Origin of the sequence: Nonomuraea sp. NEAU-A123, from assembly GCF_018603905.1 — a bacterium.
GTDB lineage: Bacteria > Actinomycetota > Actinomycetes > Streptosporangiales > Streptosporangiaceae > Nonomuraea.
In genome coordinates this window covers 72,982-93,024 of the sequence record NZ_JAHFZZ010000015.1, presented here as the reverse complement: position 1 = coordinate 93,024, position 20,043 = coordinate 72,982, and the positions used below count along the sequence as shown (strand labels likewise).

Sequence of the window (20,043 nt, the reverse complement as noted above, 5' to 3'; positions counted from 1 at the left end):
GTGAGATCAGGGAGAAACCGGGGGCCGCCGGAAGTTGCACCTTCTGGCGGCCCCGCCTTGCCTGTCAGGCCGCCGTCTGGTCGATGGCCTTGCCGGTGGCCAACTGCTGGGCGTGCAGGCGCTCGCAGTCGGCCAGGTAGCGAGCAGCGGCGCTGTAGATCTCGCGCGCCAGTGCCAGGTCGGCGTCGGTGACCGGCCCGCCGCCCGTGGTGGAGACCGAGACGTCCGCCTCCGACGTGGTGAACGCCAAGTACGGGCGGCGCTCGTCGATCACACGGGCGGCTACCCGTACCTCGCTGGTGTGGAAGGAGACGATGAGCCGCGGATTCTCCGCCTGAGTCATCGAGAGCGTGACGTAGGTGTACGGTCCGAGGCTCACGCCGCCGCCTCCTTGCCGGTCGCAGCCTGCTTGGTGCGCGGCGGGCGCATCCCGGTGGCGCGGATGGAGTAGGCCAGCCGCCCGGTCTGGCCGACGTAGGGCGTGACGGTCATCCCGACGAACTCCACGGGCGTGATCGGGAGACCGGGCACGGCCGGCGGCACCGGAGGCTCCGTCGAGGACAGGATCTTGACCGCGACCGTCTTCTGAGACGCCTTCACGGTCGGGTCGCCGTCCATGGCCGGGATCTGCCAGACGAGTTCACCGGTCGTCTTGTCCTTGGCGTAGACGGTCTTGCCGTTGGTCGAGGCGTCGAAGTCCTTGACCTGCTCGACCTGGCCCACGAGGTAGCAGCCGTGCGGGAAGACCTGCTCGAAGCTGATCGGGATGGGTCCCTGGATTGCCATGTGATTCCTCTCGCCTGCGGCGACGAGCCCTTTGTTCGCTCGTCCACTTGTCCGCATGAGTTGAGAGTAGGCAGTCGCCACTCGTCCGCACAAGTGGTTGAGCCGAAGTGGCGCGGTAAGAATTACCTGACCTTGTAGACATCCTCAAGCTCATGAAGGCTGCCAGGCAGCACGAGACTCATGGCGAGAAGCACGTTCCCCGCAGGGTCGTGCACGGTCGCCGTTACACCGAGCACCGGGTTGGACGAGCCCAGCAGGTCCGCCTCGTCCTTGGTCGGCTTGCGGGCAGACAGGCGCTCAGTGATGTGGTCGAAGCGCAGATGCTTGACCGCTTGGAGATGCCGCCGGATCCCGCCCCGCAGCGGCTCGGCCTTCTCCAAGTCAGTGCCGACCGCAATCTCCAGGGGGATCCACACGGTTTCCACCGCTGACACGAGATCCGCCTGCCGGGCCACCCGTTTACGGACGATCACCGGGGTTCGCTCGGCCACCCCGAGCAGCCGAGCCACATGCCGGGACGCCGGAACACGTGTCACCTCAATGAGGCTGTCGGCGCTCTCGCCTTGCTCCGCAGCGGTCAGGCCGGGGCGGACGTTCTCGGCCTCACTCTCGGGCCGGCCTTTCACGAACGAGCCGCGCCCGTGCTCGCGCTCGATCCACCCCTGCATTGCCAACGTCTGCAGGGCACGCACCACCGTTGTACGGCCCACGCCCAGCTCACGGACCAACTGCGTCTCGGACGGCAGCATGTCGCCAGGCGCGTACTCGCCCGACTCGATCCGCTCCTGAATCGCCCTCATGACCTGGGCATATTTCGGCGGAGCGAAGTCCATACTCATGTCAGCCGTCCGTTCACTCTTGCGCTTGACCGCATAAGTACAGTACCGGCTAAGCCAAAACCTGTCAGTGCCCTTTCAGGCAGCGTTCCATGCCGTTCCGAACTTGCGTCGCCACCTCCGGGCGCATTCACCGCATGAAGTCGCACCCTTCGGGACGAACGGCACATACCAATCACCGATCGCCACCGGACGAACCGCCGCGCCGCACCATGCCCTCGTTCCATCCGTTCGCACCGCGTGCTGCACCAGGACGGAATCACGCCGGGAACGCTCCACCCCGCACACCCAAGAGGCATCTGCACTCATCGCCTACCTCGCCCCCGGATCAGGTCAGCTCGGATATCGGCTGCATCGCCCGCAGACTCGCGTAGTACATGGAGATACGACGAGCGGCCCGCTCGGGATCAATCGCCGGATGCCACGCATAGATGACGCGATGCCGTTCGGCATTCCATCCGGTTCGCCACCAGAAGTATTGACCGTCACACCACACGACAAGGCCCACCCAAACGGATACCAGGGCAAGCCCGTATCCCTCGTGGACATCGGCGGCAATGCCGTTCCGGCCCAGCGTCTGCCGGAGAAGATCGGCGGAATGATACGGGTCAATTGCGATCACGCGCGGGGGCGTCATTCGGCCACCCGCTCAAACCGCACCGTGCCCGCCGGGTCGAGATGCGCCCGGAAGACCTCGCGCCGAGACGCCTCATCGGCCACGGCCCCGAGTCCGTAGACGCTGTGCGTGATCCGCCCCCGCACGGACGCCCCTTCCGGCATGCGCCGCATCGCCTTGCGCAGCTCGTCCATCGCCGTGGCCTGGAACGAGCTCGACCCGGACGCCCCCAGCTCATCACCGTGACCGGCGCCGACCCGCACCTCCCACTCGAACACCTCGCCCTCCGAACAGACCCGCTCAGGCCCTTCGCACAGAGGACACTCGACGGCGGCATTCGACGCCATGCCGAGCACGACCGCCGCCACATTCCCGCGCCGGGTGACGATCTTCCATCCCCGCCCATCGCATTCTGTGCACCTGACTGGAGTTGTCATGCGGCAGAGCATGATCGGGCCAACCGTTTATACATATCCCACGGTGATATGCAGTCAGGGCATATAGAGTGCGCGGCAAAGCAGTGCACCATCTCGGAGCCGAAATCCGGAGGTTCGCATGCGCCCGAGTGCTTTCGACCGCATCGAAATACCAGATGCCATCTGGGATCGCGACGAAAGCCGGGAAATCCTCAAGAAACGCGACATCGCCGGACTATTCCGGCTCGCGGTTAAATACGCCGGAGCCAGTCAGGTACGCATCGGAACGGCAACCGGCCACTCCCAACCTCGCGTCAACAAGATCCTCAACGGCACCGCCGGCCCCATCGAAGAACTGGCCGTATTCGAACGCGTAGCCACCGGCCTCGGCCTGCCCGACCACGCCCGCATGCTGCTCGGCCTGGCCCCGCTCGACATCGCATCCCCCACCGGCGACTCGGGCGACGAGCACCAGGAGCAGACCGACGAACTCACCGCCCGCCTGGACGCCGCCGCAGCCGTCGACGACACCCTGGTCATGATCCTGCGCACGGACATCAACAACCTCCGCCTCCAGGACCGCCAACTCGGCAGCCTCGCCATCGCCGACAAGATGCGCGCCCAGATGGCCCAGATCGAACGAGCCCACCACCACGCCGTACGCCCAAGCATCCGCGCCCAGCTCGCCCACCTGATTGCCGAAACAGCTTCACTGGCCGGATGGCAGGCCATCAACACCGTCGCCCTCAACGACGCCTGGAACCACTACGAACGCGCCAAAGGCGCCGCCCGCGAAGCCGAAGACCCGGCCGTGCTCGCCTACGTCTCCGGCGAACAGGCATACGTACTCATGGACTTGGGCCGACCCGCCGAGGCAGCCGAACTGCTCCAGTACATCCACGCCACCCACCGCAACCATGTACCGGCCCGCCTCAGAACATGGCTGGCCGCAGCCGAGGCAGAAGCCGCAGCCGTACTCGGCGACGAAGCCGCCTGCCGCCGCGCCCTCGACCAAGCCGCCACCGTGTTGCCGGAAGGTGACGGCGACCCGGACATGCCCTACCTGTCCATCAACGTCCACCACTTCGCCCGCTGGCGCGGAAGCTGCCTGCTCCGCTTCGGCGACCCCGGCACCGTCGAAGACCTCCGCTCCTCACTTGCCGGAATGGACGGCACCTACAACCGCGCCGAGGCAGGCGTCCGATGCGACCTCGGTCACGCCCTCCTGGCGGCCGGCGACCCCGAAGCCGCCCAACCCCACATCCACCGCGCCAAGCAACTGGCCACCATGACCGGCTCCCGCCGCCAGCGCCGCCGCATCGACGAGCTGTCGCAGGCGGTCAACCGCGCCCTTGGCCGTTGAGCCGCTGCTGAGCCTGAAGCAGCCCGATCAACGTCCCCGACGTCCAGATGTCACCGCGGGCAATCATCGCCGGGATCTCCGCCATCGGCACCCACTCGATCCGGTCGGCCTCCACCTCACCCTCCGGCTTGCCGACCAGCTCAGCCCCGCGCGCCAGGAACAAGATGTGCTCGGAGTCCACCATGCCGGCCATCGGCTGATAGCTCACCAGGCGCTCGACCTGCTTGGGCCTGTACCCGGTCTCCTCTTCAACCTCGCGGATAGCAGTATCCATGGGATCCTCGCCGGCCTCGATCAGACCGCCGGGCAGTTCCCACCCCCACCGATCAAACACGAACCGATGCCGCCACATCAGCAACACCCGCTCCTGCTCATCCACGACCACGGCGATAGCGGCCCGATCCAGATGCACCACATGATGCTCGAACCGCTCCCCGCCAGGGATCTCCACATCGGCCATCCCCAACCGGATCCACCGGTTGTCGTAGATCAGCCGTTCCCCGTGCACCACCCAGCGCGTCAGCTCAGCGTCATCAGCCACACCGTGAAACTATCGTCTGCTCATCTCAGATACACGACTTTGCGCCGAGAACATGAGCGACACCTTCCCCCGCAGGAGTGCTACGTGCAAGCGGTCATTGCCCCACCACTGAGTAGACCAAAGATCGACTGTCCTAGACATACATGAACGTGGTGCACGCTAGCGTTGACCCGTTGCAGCCATGTATCACGAAGGCTAGCTAGTAAAGCAGGGGGACATGTCATAGACAAGACAGGATCCCTATACGCGCGCTAGCATTAGCTCATCATATGAACTACCGGGGTGAAGATGCAATCAAATTCAGATGAAGACTGGGGCCAGGACGCCAGCTGGGAAGATGCGAGGCTCCTGACTCAGACAATGCATATATCCGTCGAACATGTAATGAGGCTAATCTCGTCCGGGTCTCTCGATCTAACCCCGGACTATCTCCGCAGTCATCGATGGGACATTAAACGGCAGTCGAGACTGATTGAATCGCTACTGCTCAACATACCAGTCCCGCCCATATATTTGGCTGAGGAATCGCGAGGTCAGTATGTGATAATTGACGGATACCAAAGGCTGACTGCTGTATATCGATATCTTAATAACGAGTTCCGTCTTCGGAGTTTGGACGTCCTCCCCGGGTTGCGAAATCGTAGCTTCGATGAGCTAGGGCCGGAATTCAGAACTGCTCTCGAAATGCAGCTGATAACTGTCGTGACCATTCCTCGCCAAGCCTCGTCTCTCATGAGATACGAGGTTTTCCTTAGGCTTAACACTGGAGGCAAACCTCTCAGCGTTCAGCAGCTCCGTAGTGCGGCCTTCCCCGGTCCGCTGAATGATGCCCTTATTGGGCTTTCGCAAGACGAGTTTCTTTGGGTGCAATTAAAGGCGTCAGCACGTCGGGACATGGCCGACGTAGCGTACGTTCTAAGATTTCTGTTTATGGCACGAATGGAAGATCTATGGACTCATCCAACGCAGCGAATGCTCGACCAATTTATGGCGACTCACGCTTACGATTCGCCTGATGAAATCGATTCGTATCGTGAATGTTTTCAACGTGCTATTCGAGCATGCGAGGCTATCTGGGGCGAACATGCTTTCAAGCGCTTCAGGTATCCTCGATGGCTCGACCGCGTTGTGGCAGAAATATACGATGTGCAAATGATTGCATGCCATATCTCTTCGGACGAAGTCCTTGCGAAAGCGCGAGGGAAAAACGCTCTGGCATCAGAAAAGATGGCACGCTTGCTTGATGCGCCGCCGTTTAGTGACCGTCATGGGCCAACTAGTAGAGGCTTCGAAGCAACACACGCTATCCGGGTTGTCCAGGAACTCCTTCGCGAACTTGCGGCGGAGTAACTGTGGCAGCAATAGACGATCTACTGTGCACTCTACGCTCTATCGAGCGCGCTATCGATGCACTGCAGGAGTCGTCTTTCTCTGAACCGGCAATACGGGCGCATCTTATGCGCGGCATAGCCGTTAATGGCCTTGTCAGCTTCGAAGCCTTTATGCGTGATCGCATGAAGGAATGGGTTGCTGCGCTAACGACTGCTCGTATAGCTCCCATTCATCTGCCCGGCGGATCCAAGCGCTACGAGGATAGGATAGTAGAAGCTCTTCCTCGAAGTTTACGTGATTGTGAGCCAGCGCAGCGCGCTATGCTGCTGCAGGAAATAGGGAAATCCTTGACATCCCTGTCCACCAGCACGCTGGTTCCTCATGAGCTTGCGTTCAAGTGGATCGGATCCAACATTCAAGTCTCGGATATCGAATCCATGTTTTCCCTTATTGGCCTCGACCAGAACAGGACATGGCCAGAACTTACTTTCATTTGGGATCAGGTGGTGAAGAAGCGTCCCGAGAATAGCAACCTCAAGAATGTTCTGACGCAAGTGATCGAGCTCCGGCATGAGGCTGCTCACGCGGCTATGCCTGTGACTCCAATTCCGATTTTAAGTACTATACCGCGCAATGTGAAGCTTGTTGCTGTGTGTATTGACACTCTCATGTCGCGAGGTATTCGCGATTTGTCGTATAATTCAGGTCCGGCTGGGCGATTCCAGCGCACATCTGTTCAGGTGCGGAAGATTTTACAGGTGAAAAGCGATTGGGCGGAGTATTCTCCAGGTTCGCAACGTGCACTAAGGCGCTACAAGACTTTTAACGAGGCGATGCAAGCCGCAACGGCCAGGGCGCGTGTCGCTGGTGAGCTTGTATTGGCGTCCAACGCTCTAGGCGAGATCGTTAACTGGAGCTTCGCAGGAGTTTAGTGCATGACACCACGGCTGTGATGCTGCGGCTATCTTGCTACAGCGTTCGTGGACTAAGGCTGCTTCGGCGAAATACGCAATGAACCCTTGCCGAATCGTTCCTATAGGTATCAAGCGGCGGCGCGGCGCGCCGCCGTACCGGCCCGCCGGCGCCCGCCGTCCGGGCATGCGGCCTGGGGGCCGGTCCCGGACGGCGCCGCCGGCGGGCTGACCCGAGTCAGCTCCCGCCGTAACCAATCGAGCCCACCGACCTTGGCGCCACGCCACCGCAGCGGGTCTGCTCTACCGTCTGGACACGACTGATCCGAACAACAGACGATTGCAGGATGCGCAGCCGGTTAACGATCCTCGCGGAAGTAGCCACGGTCGCAGCTTTCATGGTCGCCGTGATGACCTTCCTGAAGTGGGACGATAAGGCCCCGTGGGGCGATGGGAACACCCTCGATCCTTCTAGCCCTGCACAAGCGCAAGCCCCGGTCGCTGTCCCCGCTCTTGCGGAACGGCTACAGCTATTCGGCTCCGGCCAAGACTTCGGGCGACTGCTGCTCTGGGGGATCGGCCTCTACATCCTTCTCGGTGCCTTGGCGCTGATCGTGTCAGGCGGGTACGGCGGATCAGTCCGAGCCGGAGCCTGGCTCGTCTTGGCACTCGTGGTCACGATTGCTTGGCTCTGGTTGTTCTGGGGCTCCCTCAACGTCTTCGGAATCATTCTGTTAGGGATCGGCCTCGTCATGGTCGGCGCCGCGTGCCTCCTCTACTTCGGGATCTGAACCACGCCTCCGGCGGGGGACTCCGGCTCCGGGATGATCGCCACACGCGAGCCAGGGTTGGTTAGTGGCTGATGCGGAAGCCTGATCATCCCGCCCGCCATCGACCCGGGACAAGCCGAGCAGACCAGGGCCACGGGCACCAGATCGTTCGTCCAGTGGGGCGCTCCATCTGGTGCCCGTGGCCCTGGCCCGCTTCCCCTTCGGGCGGGTCGACGGCAGACGGGATGATCAGGTCGGGGAGATGTGCGGGTCCGCACATTTAAGGATCATCTGCGGCGTATCGTTGACAGGTGCGGGCAACCGCTCGCAAGAACCCCTCGTTAGAAGCCGAGGCTTCCGCCCGGAGGTCATATTGGGCATCCTCCAGCGCATCGTGAACGCTCTTGTCCCCGCGCCAAGACGATCGACGTACCCCGTTTCCCAGCGCCCCAGGTTTGTCGCCTGCCCCGGTGCACGCTGTCTCTGCGGGTACGGCGTGATCGTCCAGCGCAGCAGCCGCATACACGGCCACTTCCTGGGTTGCACCATGTGGACACCAGAGGGAGATGGCTGTAACTACGCATGGATGATCAACGGCGGACGCATACCACCGCGACGATGGTGAGGTTGTCGTGCTGGCCGCCGAGATTCCAAGATCCGGGATATGTACGGGATGATCTTGAGTGGTAGTTCTCGGGGAGCAGAACCTTCGGCAGGTCGCGCGCATGATCGTCGCTGAGATGCCGACCCGCTGTAAAACCGTCGGCTCAGCCTACGCAAGTTCGAACCTTGCACCTGCCACACAAGCTCGAAGAGGCCCGTCACCAGCGGAAACGCGGTGACGGGCCTCTCGCTTTGTGTCCGGCTGTCAACGGCGATCACCGGTGCCCTACGGCCTCTCACGGCCAATACGCGGCCAAGTTTCAGCGCGTGACCGTCCCGCCTCGTTCCATATGTTGATCAGGCCAGGACACGCTCGAGAGTCAGCATGCACGGAGGACTGAGGCCAGGGGACCAGGGCGACACCCGAGGATCTCATCGCGAGTGGGGCAGAGGACCTTGGTCAGGGCCGACGCTACTGCTCGATCGCGCGACGCCGCATAGGACGCTGATCTCTAGGAAACAGCGAAGCACGAGAGGACCCTACGGACGGCTGCACATCCGTGACTTCTGGTTCCCGTTGACCATGACACCGCTCTCCGAGGGAGGCTGCTGCCGGTACGAAGGCATCGATAAGGAGAAGTTTGCTCATTTGAGATGGGTTGCCGGTGGAAGGTGCGGAGAATATCGGTATGACAGTGCGTCGGTGGGTGCTGGTTGCCACGATGGTGGTGGTAGCCGTCTTGGCCGTGCTCTTCGCGGTTCTGGGGTGGGACCGGGCCGATAAGGTCGCTTCCCTAGCCTCAGCTCTGGCTGGGGTTGCCGCCGTGGGTGTGGCGCTGTGGGCTGCATGGCCGGCGGCCTCCAACAGTAGGAACGTTCAAGTTTCAAGCACTGGGCGGGCTACTGCCCGGGGTGGCGGGCGGGCCAACACAGGCTTTTCGGGACGGGCTGATGCGGTGCCTGGCCAGATACGAGTGGAACGAACGGGAGATGCTGACGCAGGCAGCGGCGGAGATGCCAATTCCGGCGTGGAGCTAGCCTGAATATCCCTGCCAGTCTGATGTAGACATGAAGGGCGATCTTCCTGGTGAAGAGCACCGTCCGTGATACCGGTGATGCATTCGGCGGAGAAGGCAGCTATGTCAACACGGGGAGCCACCATGGGGATGTGCACCTGGCCGCCGTGCCACCAGCGCGGTCGGCCTATCGCGAACAGGTTGAGCAGATCTTTCCATGGCGGTTGGTAGGCCGCGAGGCGGAGCTAGCGGAACTGACCGCTTTCTGTACTGGAAATAATGAGCAAGCCTATGTGTGGTGGCAGGGGCCAGCGTGGGCTGGCAAGTCTGCACTGATGGCTACGTTCGTGCTTAATCCACCACCAGGAGTGCGGGTGGTGTCGTTTTTCATCACTGCACGTTATGCCGGACAGAGTGACCGGAATGCGTTTCTTGACGTGGTGATCGAGCAATTAGCGGAGCTGCTGGGGCAGCCAATGCCAGGGTTGTTGACCGAGGCCACCCAACGTGGGTGGTTCGGGCGGCTACTCAAAGAGGCGACGCGGCTATGTAAGCAGCGTGGCGAGCGGCTAGTACTAGTAGTGGACGGGCTAGATGAGGACAGGGGGGTGACAGTAGGCCCAGGCGCACACAGTATTGCGGCACTGTTGCCGGCGGCGCCTTCTGAAGGACTGCGGATTGTAGTAGCAGGACGTCCGAATCCGCCCGTACCTTCGGATGTGCCTGCACGGCATCCTCTACGCAACCCAACAATCATGCGATTGCTGAGCTCATCACCTAGCGCGCAAATCATCCGTGACGACGCTGAGCGAGAGCTTGATCACTTATTGTATGGGAGTCAAACTGAGCGCGACCTCTTAGGGGTGCTGGTTACTGCAGGCGGCGGGTTGAGTAGTGGCGATCTTGCCGAGTTGACTGGACTAGCGGCCTCCGAGGTGGACCGCCAGTTGCGGGCGGTGTCGGGACGGACGTTCAGCAGCAGAGACAGCCGGTGGCGCCCCCAAGAGGGCGCAGAAATTTTCGTCTTGGCGCATGAGGAGCTCCAAGCCACTGCGATCGCTGCATTCGGTGAAACGGCGCTTGCCGTGTACCTGGATACAATCCATGTCTGGGCCGATCGCTATCGTGATCAAGGCTGGCCATCCGGAACACCGGAGTTTCTTCTACGTGGCTATCATCAGCTTCTCCTGACGACTGGCAACATTGCGCGAATGGTGGCCTACGCCATTGACCGGGCGCGCCTAGACCGTATGCTAGATGTGAGCGGTGGGGATGCGTCGGCCTTGTCGGAGATTCTTACCTGCCAAGGTGTCGTGTGTAAGCAAGAGATGCCAGACCTGCAAGCGATGCTGCTGCTCGCTCGTACCCGCGAGTTTCTTGCTGATCGCAATGCCAATATTCCAATTCAACTGCCAGCGGTTTGGGTAAAACTTGGCAACCCTATGCGAGCAGAAGCGCTGGCCCGATCCATTTCTAACGCTAAATCGCAAGCCAAGGCCCTGACGACTCTAGCTCGCGCCTTAGCTGACGCGGGACAGCACGATCATGCTGCGCAAGTTGCCCAACAGGCTGAGGCTCAGGCTACCTTGATAAAGGAACCCAAATCCCAAGCTCAGGTCCTGAGTGACTTGATCGTTCCCTTCTCAAAGGTTGGGTGGCTTGTTCACGCCGATCAATTAGCCGAACGCGCCGAGATAATCGCACGCTCGATCACTGGATCTTTCTCGCAAATACAGGCATTGGGAGGTCTGGTCAACGCGCTGGCTAGAGCCGGGCAGTTTGACCGTGCCAAAGCGCTTGCCTACACTATGGCCGACTCGGATCCCCCATCTCGGGTACTACACGACCTAATCGGTGTCTTAGCTGGCGCTGGGGAGTTTGACCGCGCCGAAGCAGTGGCCGATTCTATCGCCAATGAACCTTCCCAAGCTCAAGCGCTGCGTACAATTGCCCATTCTTTGGCCAGGGCTGGAAAGTTCGACAGTGCGGAAACGCTCGCTCGCTCCATCGCTGACTTTGGTTCCCAATCCGGGGCGCTAAGGGATATTGCAAGCGCTCTGGCTAGGAATGGGCAGTTAGAACGCGCGGAAACGCTCGCTGATGCAATTAACGACCACACGCACCAGTTTCAGGCGTTGCGTATTTTGGCCAATGCTCTAGGGGCGGCTGGGTATCCCGATCGGGTCATAGACGTTGCACGACGAGCTGCCAATATTGCTAGGTTTATATCGGAGCCCGACCGAGCTAGAGGATTGCGCGATATTTCAGGCATCCTTGGCGATGCAGGACATTTCGACGCTGCAGAAGCGTGTGCTCGCGCCATTGAAAGGTCTGAACTTCAAGCTCAGGCTCTGCATGGACTTGTCCGTATATTAGCCAGCGCTCGCGAGTTCGACCGCGCCGAAGTGCTGGCTCAATCCATAATTGACCCTATCCGCCAAGCTTGCGCACTGTGCTCTGTTGCGGTCTCGCTAGCGGAAGCGGGACAATTCGTTCGCGCTAGCCAAGTTGCCCAAAACGTTGAGATGCATGCTACGTCAATCATTGATCAAGACTCGCGCGACAAAGCATTACGAGATTTGGTAGATGCTTACGCCAGCACTCATCAGTTTGATCGCGCTGAGGCGCTCGCTAAATCAATCAATGACCCCGACCATCGAGCCGCCTCCTTGCGGAGGCTGGGTAGCTCCTTGAAGAAGCTAGGAGACCTTGACTACGCGACCCATGTTTTGCATGAGCTTCAAAAGATCCCGGAATCTATTGCAAGCGTCGTATCCCGAGCCGAGAGACTAACTACCCAGGCTGGCGCGTTGGCCAGGGCGAGTAAGCTTAACGAAGCTAGAGAAGTTGCGCTACTGGCGGAGAAAGTTGCCCGCTCTATCACAAACCCAGCTCAGCAACTGCAGGGACTGCACCACCTGGTTGGAGCTCTCGCCGAGAGCGGTCAAGTCGATCAGGCCCACAAGCTTGCCTGCTCCATCGATAATGCCGATCTCCAGGCGCAGGCGTTAACATCGCTAGCAATAACGTTAAGCCAAACCGGCCAGATCGATCAGATAGAAAAGGTGGCGCGACAAGCTGAGCAAGTCGCCGGATCTGTTTCCGATGCGAATGTCAAAGCCTCGTTGCTGCGTGATCTAGCAAGTGTTCTTGCCCAGGCTGGACAGACCGTTCGCGCTGAAGCGCTTATCCAGTCCATCTCCAATCCGCATATTCAGGCGGAAGCGATCACTGCTATCGTTGCTCAGATGGACACGCAAAAACGTCGTCAATTGCTGACGCGAGCGCTCACAAAGCTTCGATCGGACACGCTATTGATTGGAATCGCAAGAGTTGAACCGTCGATAGTAGCGCAGCTGGCAGAGGACATGGAGCTTAGTATTATCCCGCAAGAGGAATAAGCGGAGCAATGGTCCTCTGAGTTTGCTGAAAAGTTATTCGATTCGCCTGTTTTGGCATTATCTCCCCGCAGTGCTGGCGTTCGATGAGCTATCTCGGCAAACTCATCAAAGCGGCAGTAATCTCTCGTTAGCTTTATCCAGATGTGATGTCAGGCCCCTAAAGGCGGGGCGCAGCAGGTGATTGCTTGGCTGTGCCTGACAACTGCTTAAGTATCCATTCACGCCTGTGATTGATCAGGCGTTTCGGGGTGGCATCCAGGGGCTTCCGACAGGGCGTCGCGGAGGGCATCGAGTGGGTGGATGCCGTGGTTGCGGGCGGTGCCGAGGTAGGAGCGGATGAGGCAGTAGCGGGCGGCGGTGCGCACGCTGCGCCAGCAGCCGCCGATCTTCATCTGGAGTTTGACCATGCGCTGGGGCTGCTCGCAGGGGTTGTTGGTGAAGGGCACGGCGAAGTCGACGGTGAAGCGCCACACCTGCGCCGCCCGGGTCTGCAGCCGTTTCGCCAGGGTGTAGCCGGGATGTCGGCCACTCGGCCAGTCGCGGTGGGTGTTGGTGGCGATGCCCCAGGCCACCGCCTCGTCATAACGGGCGCGCAGCGCGTCCAGAACCTGCGGGTCCAGGGCGGTGGCGCCCTCGGTGTGGGCCTGGGCGACCGCGGCCTTGGCGTCGGTCAGTGCGCTCATGACCGGCTCGGTCCAGCACCGCTGCACCCGGCTGCCGTCGGGATCCAGCTCCCCGATACCGCGCAACGATCGCAGCAGATGCGCGCAACACAGCTGCACTGCGGCCAGGTCCTGGTCGTACGTGGCGTAGCCGACGTAGTCATCGCGGACCAGGGTGCCACGGTAGCCGGGCAGAATCCCGAACCCGTCCAGGGCGTCATGGCCGCGGTTGTCAGCGGCGCCGAACCACAGGAGCCGGTCGGCACGGGCGGTGTAGACATACAGCAGCCGATCCCCGTCGTCGGCGGCGACGCGGGCGGGGGACTCGTCGTGGTGCAGCACCGGCGCGGCCCGCAACGCGTTCTTCACCGCGCTCTCGAAGCCGGTCAGCCGGTCGGCGACGCGCTTGACCAGCCCGCCGGTGAACCCGGTAGAGACCGGCACGTCCAGCAGCACGCCCATCAGGTCGGCGGCCCGGGTGATGCTCATATGCCCGGCGCAGGCCAGCAGCGCGGTCGCGGCGCGGACGTTGGGGCCATAGCAGCAGGGCCCGGCCAGCCCCGGCGGGGTGGCCGCCCGAGTCGTCCAACGGCAGGCAGGGCAGGCCACCTGCACCATCCGATACTCCGTGACCTGGAGTTTCACCGGCGGGGTGTCGAACACCTGCACCCGCGCGACGACCTCGCCCTCCACGCCCGCCAGTGTTTGGCCACACCCGCAGCAGGACTGCGGGCCGACCATGGTGACCTGGTCAGGGCTGCTCCGCCAGGCCAGAGCATGGCCGTCATGGCCCGGCTGTCCACCACGCGGCCGGGGCGAGCGATTCTTGGTCTTCTTGGCGCGCTTGGCCCGCGCCGCCGGCCCGTCCGAGCCCGGCGGCATCGAGAAGTTGGACGAATCCATCCCCACCCGCCGTTTCAACTGCTCGACCTCGGCCATCAACGCGGCGATCACAGCGTCCCGCTCGGCCAGCGCAGCCAGCAGTTCCTCACGACTCCAACTCGCGGGATCGGGGGCCACCAGCTCAAAGTACGACGACCCACCCCAAGATCCCTATATTCAGCGGAGACAGGCACGTCTACCCCAAACCAACCCTCAACTCAGCGGCAGGCGTGAATGGATACCATCAGCTCAGGGGTTGGTAGGGTCTTGACTCATGCTCGCCTTGGCAGCGCGGCGATACCACAGTTCAGCTTCTTTTGTCCGATTGGTGTCTTCCAGCAGGACGCCGAGGTTGAGCATGGCGGCGGGAAGGCCAGTTTCAGCGGCTAGGCGCCACCATTGTTCGGCTTCTTCTGTCTGGCTTGCCGCGGCTAGCAGGGCGCCGAGATTGCACATTGCGTGCGGATGACCGCTTTCGGCGGCGCGGTGCCACCAGGGGCCGGCTTCCTCGGTACGGCCTGCCTTGGCCAGCAGGACGCCGAGGTTGTAGGCGGCGTTGATGTCACCATTTTCGGCGGCACGGCGGTACCACTGTTCGGCTTCTTCGGTTTGGTTGGCGATGTCTAGCAAGAGGCCAAGGTTGTGCATGGCGTCGGTGTAGCCGTTTTCGGCGGCGCGTCGGTACCATTGTTCGGCTTCTTCTGTCTGGCCTGTCGCGGCTAGCAGGACGCCAAGGTTGTACATGGCCTCCGTGTAGCCAGCTTGGGCGGCCTGGTGCCACCATTGTCCGGCTTCCTCGGTACGGTCTGTCTCGATGAGCAGGATGCCGAGGTTGTACATGGCGTTGGCGTGGCTGTTTTCGGCGGCGCGTCGGTACCATTGTTCGGCTTCTTCTGTCTGGCCTGTCGTGGCTAGCAGGACGCCGAGGTTATATATAGCGTCGGTGTCGCCGGCTTGGGCGGCCTGGTGCCACCATTGTTCGGCTTCTTCGACTCGTCCTTTCTTCTTGAGTAGGTTGGCGAGGCGGTTCATGGCGTTGGTGTGGCCGGTACGGGCGGCGTGGCGCCACCATTGTTCGGCTTCTTCGACTCGTCCCTTGTTGCTGGACAGGTTGCCGAGGCTGTAAATGGCGCCGGTGTGGCCCTTATTGGCTGCGCGTCGGTACCATTGTTCGGCTTCTTCGGTACGGTCTGTCTCGGCGAGCAGGATGCCGAGGTTGTGCATGGCGTTGGCGTGGCCGTTTTCGGCTGCGCGTCGGTACCATTGTTCGGCTTCTTCGGTACGGTTTGCCTTGGCGAGCAGGATGCCGAGATTCCGCATGGCGTTGGTATGGCCGATTTCAGCGACGCGCCGGTACCACTGTTCCGCCTCTTCGGGGTTGCCAACGTTATCTAGTAGGATGCCGAGGTTGTACATGGCGCTTGTATTCCCGGTTTCGGCGGCGCGCCGGTACCACTGTTCCGCCTCTGAGGTTCGGTCGGTGTTGTTGAGCAGGATGCCGAGGTTATTCATGGCGTCGGGGTGGCCCGTTTCGGCGGCGCGCCGATACCACTGTTCCGCCTCTTTGGTCTGCCCGGCGCTCTTGAGTATGACTCCGAGGCTGTACATGGCGCCTATGTTGCCGGTTTCGGCGGCGCGACGAAATGCCTGTTCGCTTACCTTTCGCTGATCGGCGAACGATGCGGAAAGTCCGATGATGACAGTGTCGGCAATGCTGGCGTGGGCCAGGACTTCTGGCCAGAGTGTTGAAGGGATCTGATGAAGATCGCTGGCGTGCTGGACGTGATCGATTAAGTAATCAAATGGGTGGAAGGTATCCGAAGCATCCTGTGTAAGGCAGGCGCTGGCGCCTTTTACGAGCTGGGTTGCCCAAGCAAGTCCTTCGTCGAATGTCGATAGGTCGGAGCGATGTCGTATACGTGGATCCAGGTAGTGCGTATAGGTCTTGGCCAATAGCTCGCGGGGCACTGGTGCTTGATATCCAACGCGGCGTATATCAATTGCGGCGCTGATGATAGCTCCTGCGACCGGATGCTCTCCCCGGTATGCGGACTGCCAGCGCTCCAAAATCGCTGGTGATGCGGCCAAATATTCGCTGAATCCTGCTCCCGTTGTCTGGTCTAGGGCGGCAGCGATTCTTTTGTCTGCACGCAACTCCTGGGCGCGAGCTTGTTCGTCAGGGCTGAGCGCTCGTTCGAGCGGAATCACGCGGGCGCGCCGCATGATTTCCTCAACGGACCTCGCGGTGGCGGTCTCCAGATCGGGACTGGTCAGCTCTTTACGAGCTTCGGCCCGTAAGGTGGCCAAGACCAATACATCGACAATTTCATGAGGGACCAGCGCATCCAAGACCGCTCCATCCAGGCCGCCGCTGGCAAGGTATCGCTCCACATCATCAAGCCATATGACGGAATTCCTGAGGCGTACTGGCTCCTTGGTGATCTCTCTCAGCGCCGTCAAGTTGTTGGGCACGATCAACAACCGGTCAGGGGCATATGCGTGCATGCATTCGAAGGCGAGGCGTGTCTTGCCAGCCGAAGACGGCCCCTCCAGGATTACCATCCCACCTACGTCGAAAGCCTCGCGGAGCTTGACATGGGCATCGCGCTTAACATATGGAGGCAAGCGATCGATGTCGTGATTGGTATCCGTGGTGGCTGCGGGGTGCACTCCCAGGACTGTCGCGTCGATGCATTTATTAACCCGTTGAAGACGGCCAGTATGGTCGTGCACCCGGGTGTGGGTGCGGAGTATCTCACGGTGCTTGCGGGGGCGCTCAATCCACTCTGCGGCGAGCTTCTTAAACGGATCGAGAGTCAAGCCGGCAGTAAACGCCGCTCCGGCAATCACTGCCGCAGCCCATGTTGGCGGCTGAGGTAGCTTGGCTAACGCCGCTGCTGTTATGGCGGTTACCACCATAAGGGCAAGCACTACTCCAGCGAGCATTCGCCGCCACACGCTCATTGTGGCCTCCTCACGGAGAAACGCTGCAGCCTGGACAGAGCCGGTTTCGCCTCTAGAGGTAACCGGGTGTGAGGTTCAAGGCTAATGCTAAGTGCAGCCCTTGACACGGGATTACTATGTTGCGTCCCAGATGCGGCGCATGGCTTCGCCTTGCTGGCCCGTAGATGCACGTGGCGTAGACGCGCAAGAGCACATCGACGCTGTCCTGCCCACTCGGCGACCTGGGGCGCGGGCACGCCTGCATCTAGCCATGTGGAGACGGCTGCATGACGCAGGGCGCAGGGAGCGTCCATGAGGGGTGATCTGGCCTCGGCATCTGTGAACGTTTTCGCCTTGGCCTCGTGGAAGTCCTTCAGGTACGCGGTCGGCCATGTGTCGACCTCGGGGACCGATGAAGATGCGTCCGCTGGGGCCCGTGCCGAAGTCTCGGATGTGTTCGCTGAGCAGCTTGCCGGGTTCGGGATGGATCGGCACCGACCGGGTTTCTCCTTCGGCTCGGTGCTTGAGTTCGCGGCGGTCCCGAACCTTGCCACTGTTGGTTCAGGGGCTACCAGCGCGGGGTTCGGCGTTGGTGAGAAGCATCTCGCCCCGGTCGTTCTCGGAGAGGCTGACGAGGTGGTCTTCCCGCAGGTCCCGACGAGACAGGCTTCGTTCCGCGCCCCGTCCCACTGGGCACGATGGTCAATGTCGTCGGAGAAGCTGGGCAGAGGGTGGAGGTTTGCAAGATCCGGAATATGTCCGGAAGACAGCTCGCAGGGGAGTCGCCAAACGCGGCATCTTCGCAGCTCAACAGGGACGCCAGGCCATGAACTGCGACGCCCTGTAAAACCGTCGGCTCAGCCTACGCAAGTTCGAACCTTGCACCTGCCACACCAGCTTGAAGAGGCCCGTCACCAGCGGAAACGCGATGACGGGCCTCTCGTGCTGTGTCTGGCTATCTACGACTGTCACCGAGCCGCCACGGCTGATCGTCCTCAATGCGTTCCCATTGGATCAAGGGCTGTTGACCACCAGGTCGCTACACGATGCGTGGATGGGCTGGAAGCCTTGCATACAGGTCAGAGGCTCGAACGGCTCACACCTCGTTCACGACTCCGTGATCATCGGATCACCCCCACGGGCGTGGGGAGGATGAGACTCACGCGCACGCCGACCCCGATACGCTCGGCTAACCCCTACGAGTGTGGGGACAGGTCGGGCAGCGCGCCGAGATACTGGTCGCCGCAGCGCATCGCCCCCACGTGGGGGTGACCCGCGAGGTCCGCCTCACGTCGGTCGAGGTCGTTCGCGTTCCCCACGCCCGGGGGCGACCCGAAGCCAGCGGCCACGCCGTAGTCGTCCTTGAGGTGCTCCCCACGCCCGCCTGCGTAACCGTCGTACGTTCGATGGATCGCAAATCGGCACTATGGGTCTTCTCTAGAGGCTGCCCACTGATTTCCAGCCGGATCAGCGGCTAAGATGCGGCCGGGAGAGTGCCGCGCCCGGGTTCGGTCTGGCGGGCGGCGTCGCGTTCTACGAGCTGAGAGTGGGCGGCCTGTTCGGCCCCCGCGCCGGTCAGGTCGGCGTGGCGGCGGCGGACCTGCGACCAGGTCGTCAGCGGCGTCTGCTCGGCGGTGATGCGGCTGCTTACTCGAGTGTGGGGCCGGTCTATTTCAGCAGCCGGGCACGCTCAGCCAGGTCGGCCAGGCGCTCACACACCGCGGGGAGTTCGGCGCGTTCGCAGCCGATCTCACTGCGGAAGAGCCCGGCATCGCGCCCCACTGGCCAGTGAGGATCACAGGCGTGGAGAAGTGGCGGGACTGCGAAGGCCAGATCAGCCTGCTAGATGAGGGCTTTCCCGCCAACTAAGTAGCGCAAAGCAGCGTCCCACATACCGTTCGTGTCCACGCGGAGCCGGAGGAGACGCCATGCCCAGCAAATCCAAGTCAGGCAACCAGGGTGGGGCATGGGGCTGCCTCGCCGTAATCGCTTTTGTTGTCGTCGGCTGCAACGCCCTCTTCGTCGGCAATGACCAAGAACCCGCAGCCGTGGCCAGCGCGCCTCCGAGCACGTCGCACACCGTCTCCTGGACGCCGACACCGGAACCCGTCGAGGACATCGAAGACCTCGACGAGGACGGCATCGAAGACCACTACGACGACGACAAAGACGGCGACGGCGTCATCAAGTCCCGCGACCGCGACGACCGCGACCCCGATAAGGGGAGGCGTTCGCCGAAGCGCACTCCCAAGCCCAAGCCCGTAGCGGAACCGGAGCCGGCACCGCTCGCCGGAGCACACCCGGGCGGCTTCTGCGGCAGTCCCGGAGCGGTAGGCGTCGCGTCGAACGGGCGCACGTACACCTGCCGCGACGGACACTGGCGGCGGTAACGCCTCGTTTGACCTACTCACCACACGCAGCGAGCCTGAAGGGGGACAACACCATGACCATTGTCTTCATCACCGAAAAGGGAGACTGCTGGCATACGAGACGGGACTGCCATGGGCTGGTAGGCGGCCAGATGAGCAGCGAATCCGTAGGCCGGGAACCGCGCGCGATCGACGAGGTGGAACTAAGTGCGGCCGTCGCAGCAGGCAAGAAGGCGTGCGGTGTCACCACCTGCGCAGGCGCAACCTCTTAGCACCCGCGCGGTGGATTGATCAACGAGAGAGCGGCTCCCACCACCATGGAGAGCCGCCCTCAACCCGGCTGCTGATCACACCGCCCGCGCCGAGAACGGCCATGGCACGGGCTCGCAAGGCGTAAAGCGTGATCGTTCCCCATCCGTTTCCCGGAAGCGCGCTTCGAGTCGAGTAAGTGTAGGTCAGAGCCTTCTTGCGGCGGGACTGTAAAGCCATCGGCTCAGCCTACGCAAGTTCGAACCTTGCACCTGCCACACCAGCGGGAAGAAGCCCGTCACCAGTGGAAACGCGGCAACGGGCCTCTCACGTTGTGTCCGGCCGCC

At 61.9% G+C, this 20,043-nt stretch carries 15 protein-coding genes and 1 pseudogene; 7 read left to right on the top strand and 9 right to left on the bottom strand.

The genetic code is table 11. The features are described from left to right. Positions 1-64: 64 nt before the first annotated feature. The 5 genes from KLK06_RS38120 to KLK06_RS38100 form a co-directional block, all read right to left on the bottom strand. Positions 65-379 (bottom strand): hypothetical protein, encoded by a 315-nt coding sequence (locus KLK06_RS38120; RefSeq protein ID WP_214640511.1) that lies wholly within the window; start codon positions 377-379, stop codon positions 65-67. Continuing rightward, positions 376-786: a plasmid replication, integration and excision activator gene (locus KLK06_RS38115; RefSeq protein ID WP_214640510.1), complete on the bottom strand. Its 411-nt coding sequence runs from the start codon at positions 784-786 to the stop codon at positions 376-378. The genes KLK06_RS38120 and KLK06_RS38115 overlap by 4 nt, the downstream gene beginning before the upstream one ends. Positions 787-908: 122 nt before the next feature. Next, positions 909-1,625 (bottom strand): GntR family transcriptional regulator, encoded by a 717-nt coding sequence (locus KLK06_RS38110; protein WP_214640509.1) that lies wholly within the window; start codon positions 1,623-1,625, stop codon positions 909-911. Between the two features lie 325 nt (positions 1,626-1,950). Continuing rightward, positions 1,951-2,259, bottom strand: coding sequence for a hypothetical protein (locus KLK06_RS38105; protein ID WP_214640508.1), 309 nt, complete (start codon positions 2,257-2,259; stop codon positions 1,951-1,953). Then, positions 2,256-2,675: a hypothetical protein gene (locus KLK06_RS38100; RefSeq protein WP_250906659.1), complete on the bottom strand. Its 420-nt coding sequence runs from the start codon at positions 2,673-2,675 to the stop codon at positions 2,256-2,258. Before KLK06_RS38100 ends, KLK06_RS38105 begins: the two co-directional genes overlap by 4 nt. Positions 2,676-2,793: 118 nt before the next feature. On the opposite strand from KLK06_RS38100, the gene KLK06_RS38095 reads away from it, so the two are divergent. Beyond that, positions 2,794-4,017: an XRE family transcriptional regulator gene (locus tag KLK06_RS38095; RefSeq protein WP_214640507.1), complete on the top strand. Its 1,224-nt coding sequence runs from the start codon at positions 2,794-2,796 to the stop codon at positions 4,015-4,017. On the opposite strand, the gene KLK06_RS38090 is transcribed toward KLK06_RS38095, so the two are convergent. Beyond that, positions 3,995-4,477: an NUDIX hydrolase gene (locus tag KLK06_RS38090; protein WP_250906658.1), complete on the bottom strand. Its 483-nt coding sequence runs from the start codon at positions 4,475-4,477 to the stop codon at positions 3,995-3,997. The genes KLK06_RS38095 and KLK06_RS38090 overlap by 23 nt on opposite strands. Positions 4,478-4,846: 369 nt before the next feature. On the opposite strand from KLK06_RS38090, the pseudogene KLK06_RS63220 reads away from it, so the two are divergent. The 5 genes and pseudogenes from KLK06_RS63220 to KLK06_RS38070 all read left to right on the top strand — a co-directional run. Continuing rightward, positions 4,847-5,356, top strand: a pseudogene (locus KLK06_RS63220) (DUF262 domain-containing protein); the annotation flags it as partial. A gap of 132 nt (positions 5,357-5,488) precedes the next feature. Continuing rightward, entirely contained in the window at positions 5,489-5,908 is a 420-nt protein-coding gene (locus KLK06_RS60430; protein WP_250906657.1) for a hypothetical protein, read from the top strand. Between the two features lie 2 nt (positions 5,909-5,910). Next, the gene (locus KLK06_RS38080) at positions 5,911-6,822 is read left to right on the top strand and encodes a hypothetical protein (RefSeq protein ID WP_214640504.1); all 912 of its coding nucleotides are present in this window, start codon (positions 5,911-5,913) and stop codon (positions 6,820-6,822) included. A gap of 326 nt (positions 6,823-7,148) precedes the next feature. Then, the gene (locus tag KLK06_RS38075; RefSeq protein WP_214640503.1) at positions 7,149-7,592 is read left to right on the top strand and encodes a hypothetical protein; all 444 of its coding nucleotides are present in this window, start codon (positions 7,149-7,151) and stop codon (positions 7,590-7,592) included. 1,933 nt (positions 7,593-9,525) lie between these two features. Next, on the top strand, positions 9,526-12,591 hold the full coding sequence (locus KLK06_RS38070; RefSeq protein WP_214640502.1) for a hypothetical protein: 3,066 nt from the start codon (positions 9,526-9,528) through the stop codon (positions 12,589-12,591). A gap of 218 nt (positions 12,592-12,809) precedes the next feature. Here the strand turns inward: KLK06_RS38070 and KLK06_RS38065 are convergent, their stop codons facing one another. The 3 genes from KLK06_RS38065 to KLK06_RS38055 all read right to left on the bottom strand — a co-directional run bounded on the left by KLK06_RS38065 (position 12,810) and on the right by KLK06_RS38055 (position 18,427). Beyond that, positions 12,810-14,273, bottom strand: coding sequence for an IS66 family transposase (locus tag KLK06_RS38065; protein WP_214640501.1), 1,464 nt, complete (start codon positions 14,271-14,273; stop codon positions 12,810-12,812). A 111-nt stretch (positions 14,274-14,384) separates the two neighbouring features. Continuing rightward, entirely contained in the window at positions 14,385-17,099 is a 2,715-nt protein-coding gene (locus tag KLK06_RS38060; protein WP_214640500.1) for a tetratricopeptide repeat protein, read from the bottom strand. Positions 17,100-18,274: 1,175 nt separating this feature from the next. Further along, positions 18,275-18,427, bottom strand: coding sequence for a hypothetical protein (locus KLK06_RS38055; RefSeq protein ID WP_214640499.1), 153 nt, complete (start codon positions 18,425-18,427; stop codon positions 18,275-18,277). Positions 18,428-19,006: 579 nt separating this feature from the next. Between KLK06_RS38055 and KLK06_RS38050 the strand changes: the two genes are divergently transcribed. Further along, positions 19,007-19,468, top strand: a complete 462-nt coding sequence (locus KLK06_RS38050; protein ID WP_214640498.1) for a hypothetical protein — start codon at positions 19,007-19,009, stop codon at positions 19,466-19,468. Positions 19,469-20,043 lie beyond the last annotated feature (575 nt).

What these genes read in the sequence shown, in the direction of transcription:
- KLK06_RS38115 (WP_214640510.1), bottom strand. Translation starts at nt 786, where the DNA reads ATGGCAATCCAGGGACCCATCCCGATCAGCTTCGAGCAGGTCTTCCCG.
- KLK06_RS38110 (WP_214640509.1), bottom strand. Translation starts at nt 1,625, where the DNA reads ATGAGTATGGACTTCGCTCCGCCGAAATATGCCCAGGTCATGAGGGCG.
- KLK06_RS38105 (WP_214640508.1), bottom strand. Translation starts at nt 2,259, where the DNA reads ATGACGCCCCCGCGCGTGATCGCAATTGACCCGTATCATTCCGCCGAT.
- KLK06_RS38100 (WP_250906659.1), bottom strand. Translation starts at nt 2,675, where the DNA reads ATGACAACTCCAGTCAGGTGCACAGAATGCGATGGGCGGGGATGGAAG.
- KLK06_RS38095 (WP_214640507.1), top strand. Translation starts at nt 2,794, where the DNA reads ATGCGCCCGAGTGCTTTCGACCGCATCGAAATACCAGATGCCATCTGG.
- KLK06_RS38090 (WP_250906658.1), bottom strand. Translation starts at nt 4,477, where the DNA reads ATGGCCGATGTGGAGATCCCTGGCGGGGAGCGGTTCGAGCATCATGTG.
- KLK06_RS60430 (WP_250906657.1), top strand. Translation starts at nt 5,489, where the DNA reads ATGGCACGAATGGAAGATCTATGGACTCATCCAACGCAGCGAATGCTC.
- KLK06_RS38075 (WP_214640503.1), top strand. Translation starts at nt 7,149, where the DNA reads ATGCGCAGCCGGTTAACGATCCTCGCGGAAGTAGCCACGGTCGCAGCT.
- KLK06_RS38070 (WP_214640502.1), top strand. Translation starts at nt 9,526, where the DNA reads ATGGCTACGTTCGTGCTTAATCCACCACCAGGAGTGCGGGTGGTGTCG.
- KLK06_RS38060 (WP_214640500.1), bottom strand. Translation starts at nt 17,099, where the DNA reads ATGAGCGTGTGGCGGCGAATGCTCGCTGGAGTAGTGCTTGCCCTTATG.
- KLK06_RS38050 (WP_214640498.1), top strand. Translation starts at nt 19,007, where the DNA reads ATGCCCAGCAAATCCAAGTCAGGCAACCAGGGTGGGGCATGGGGCTGC.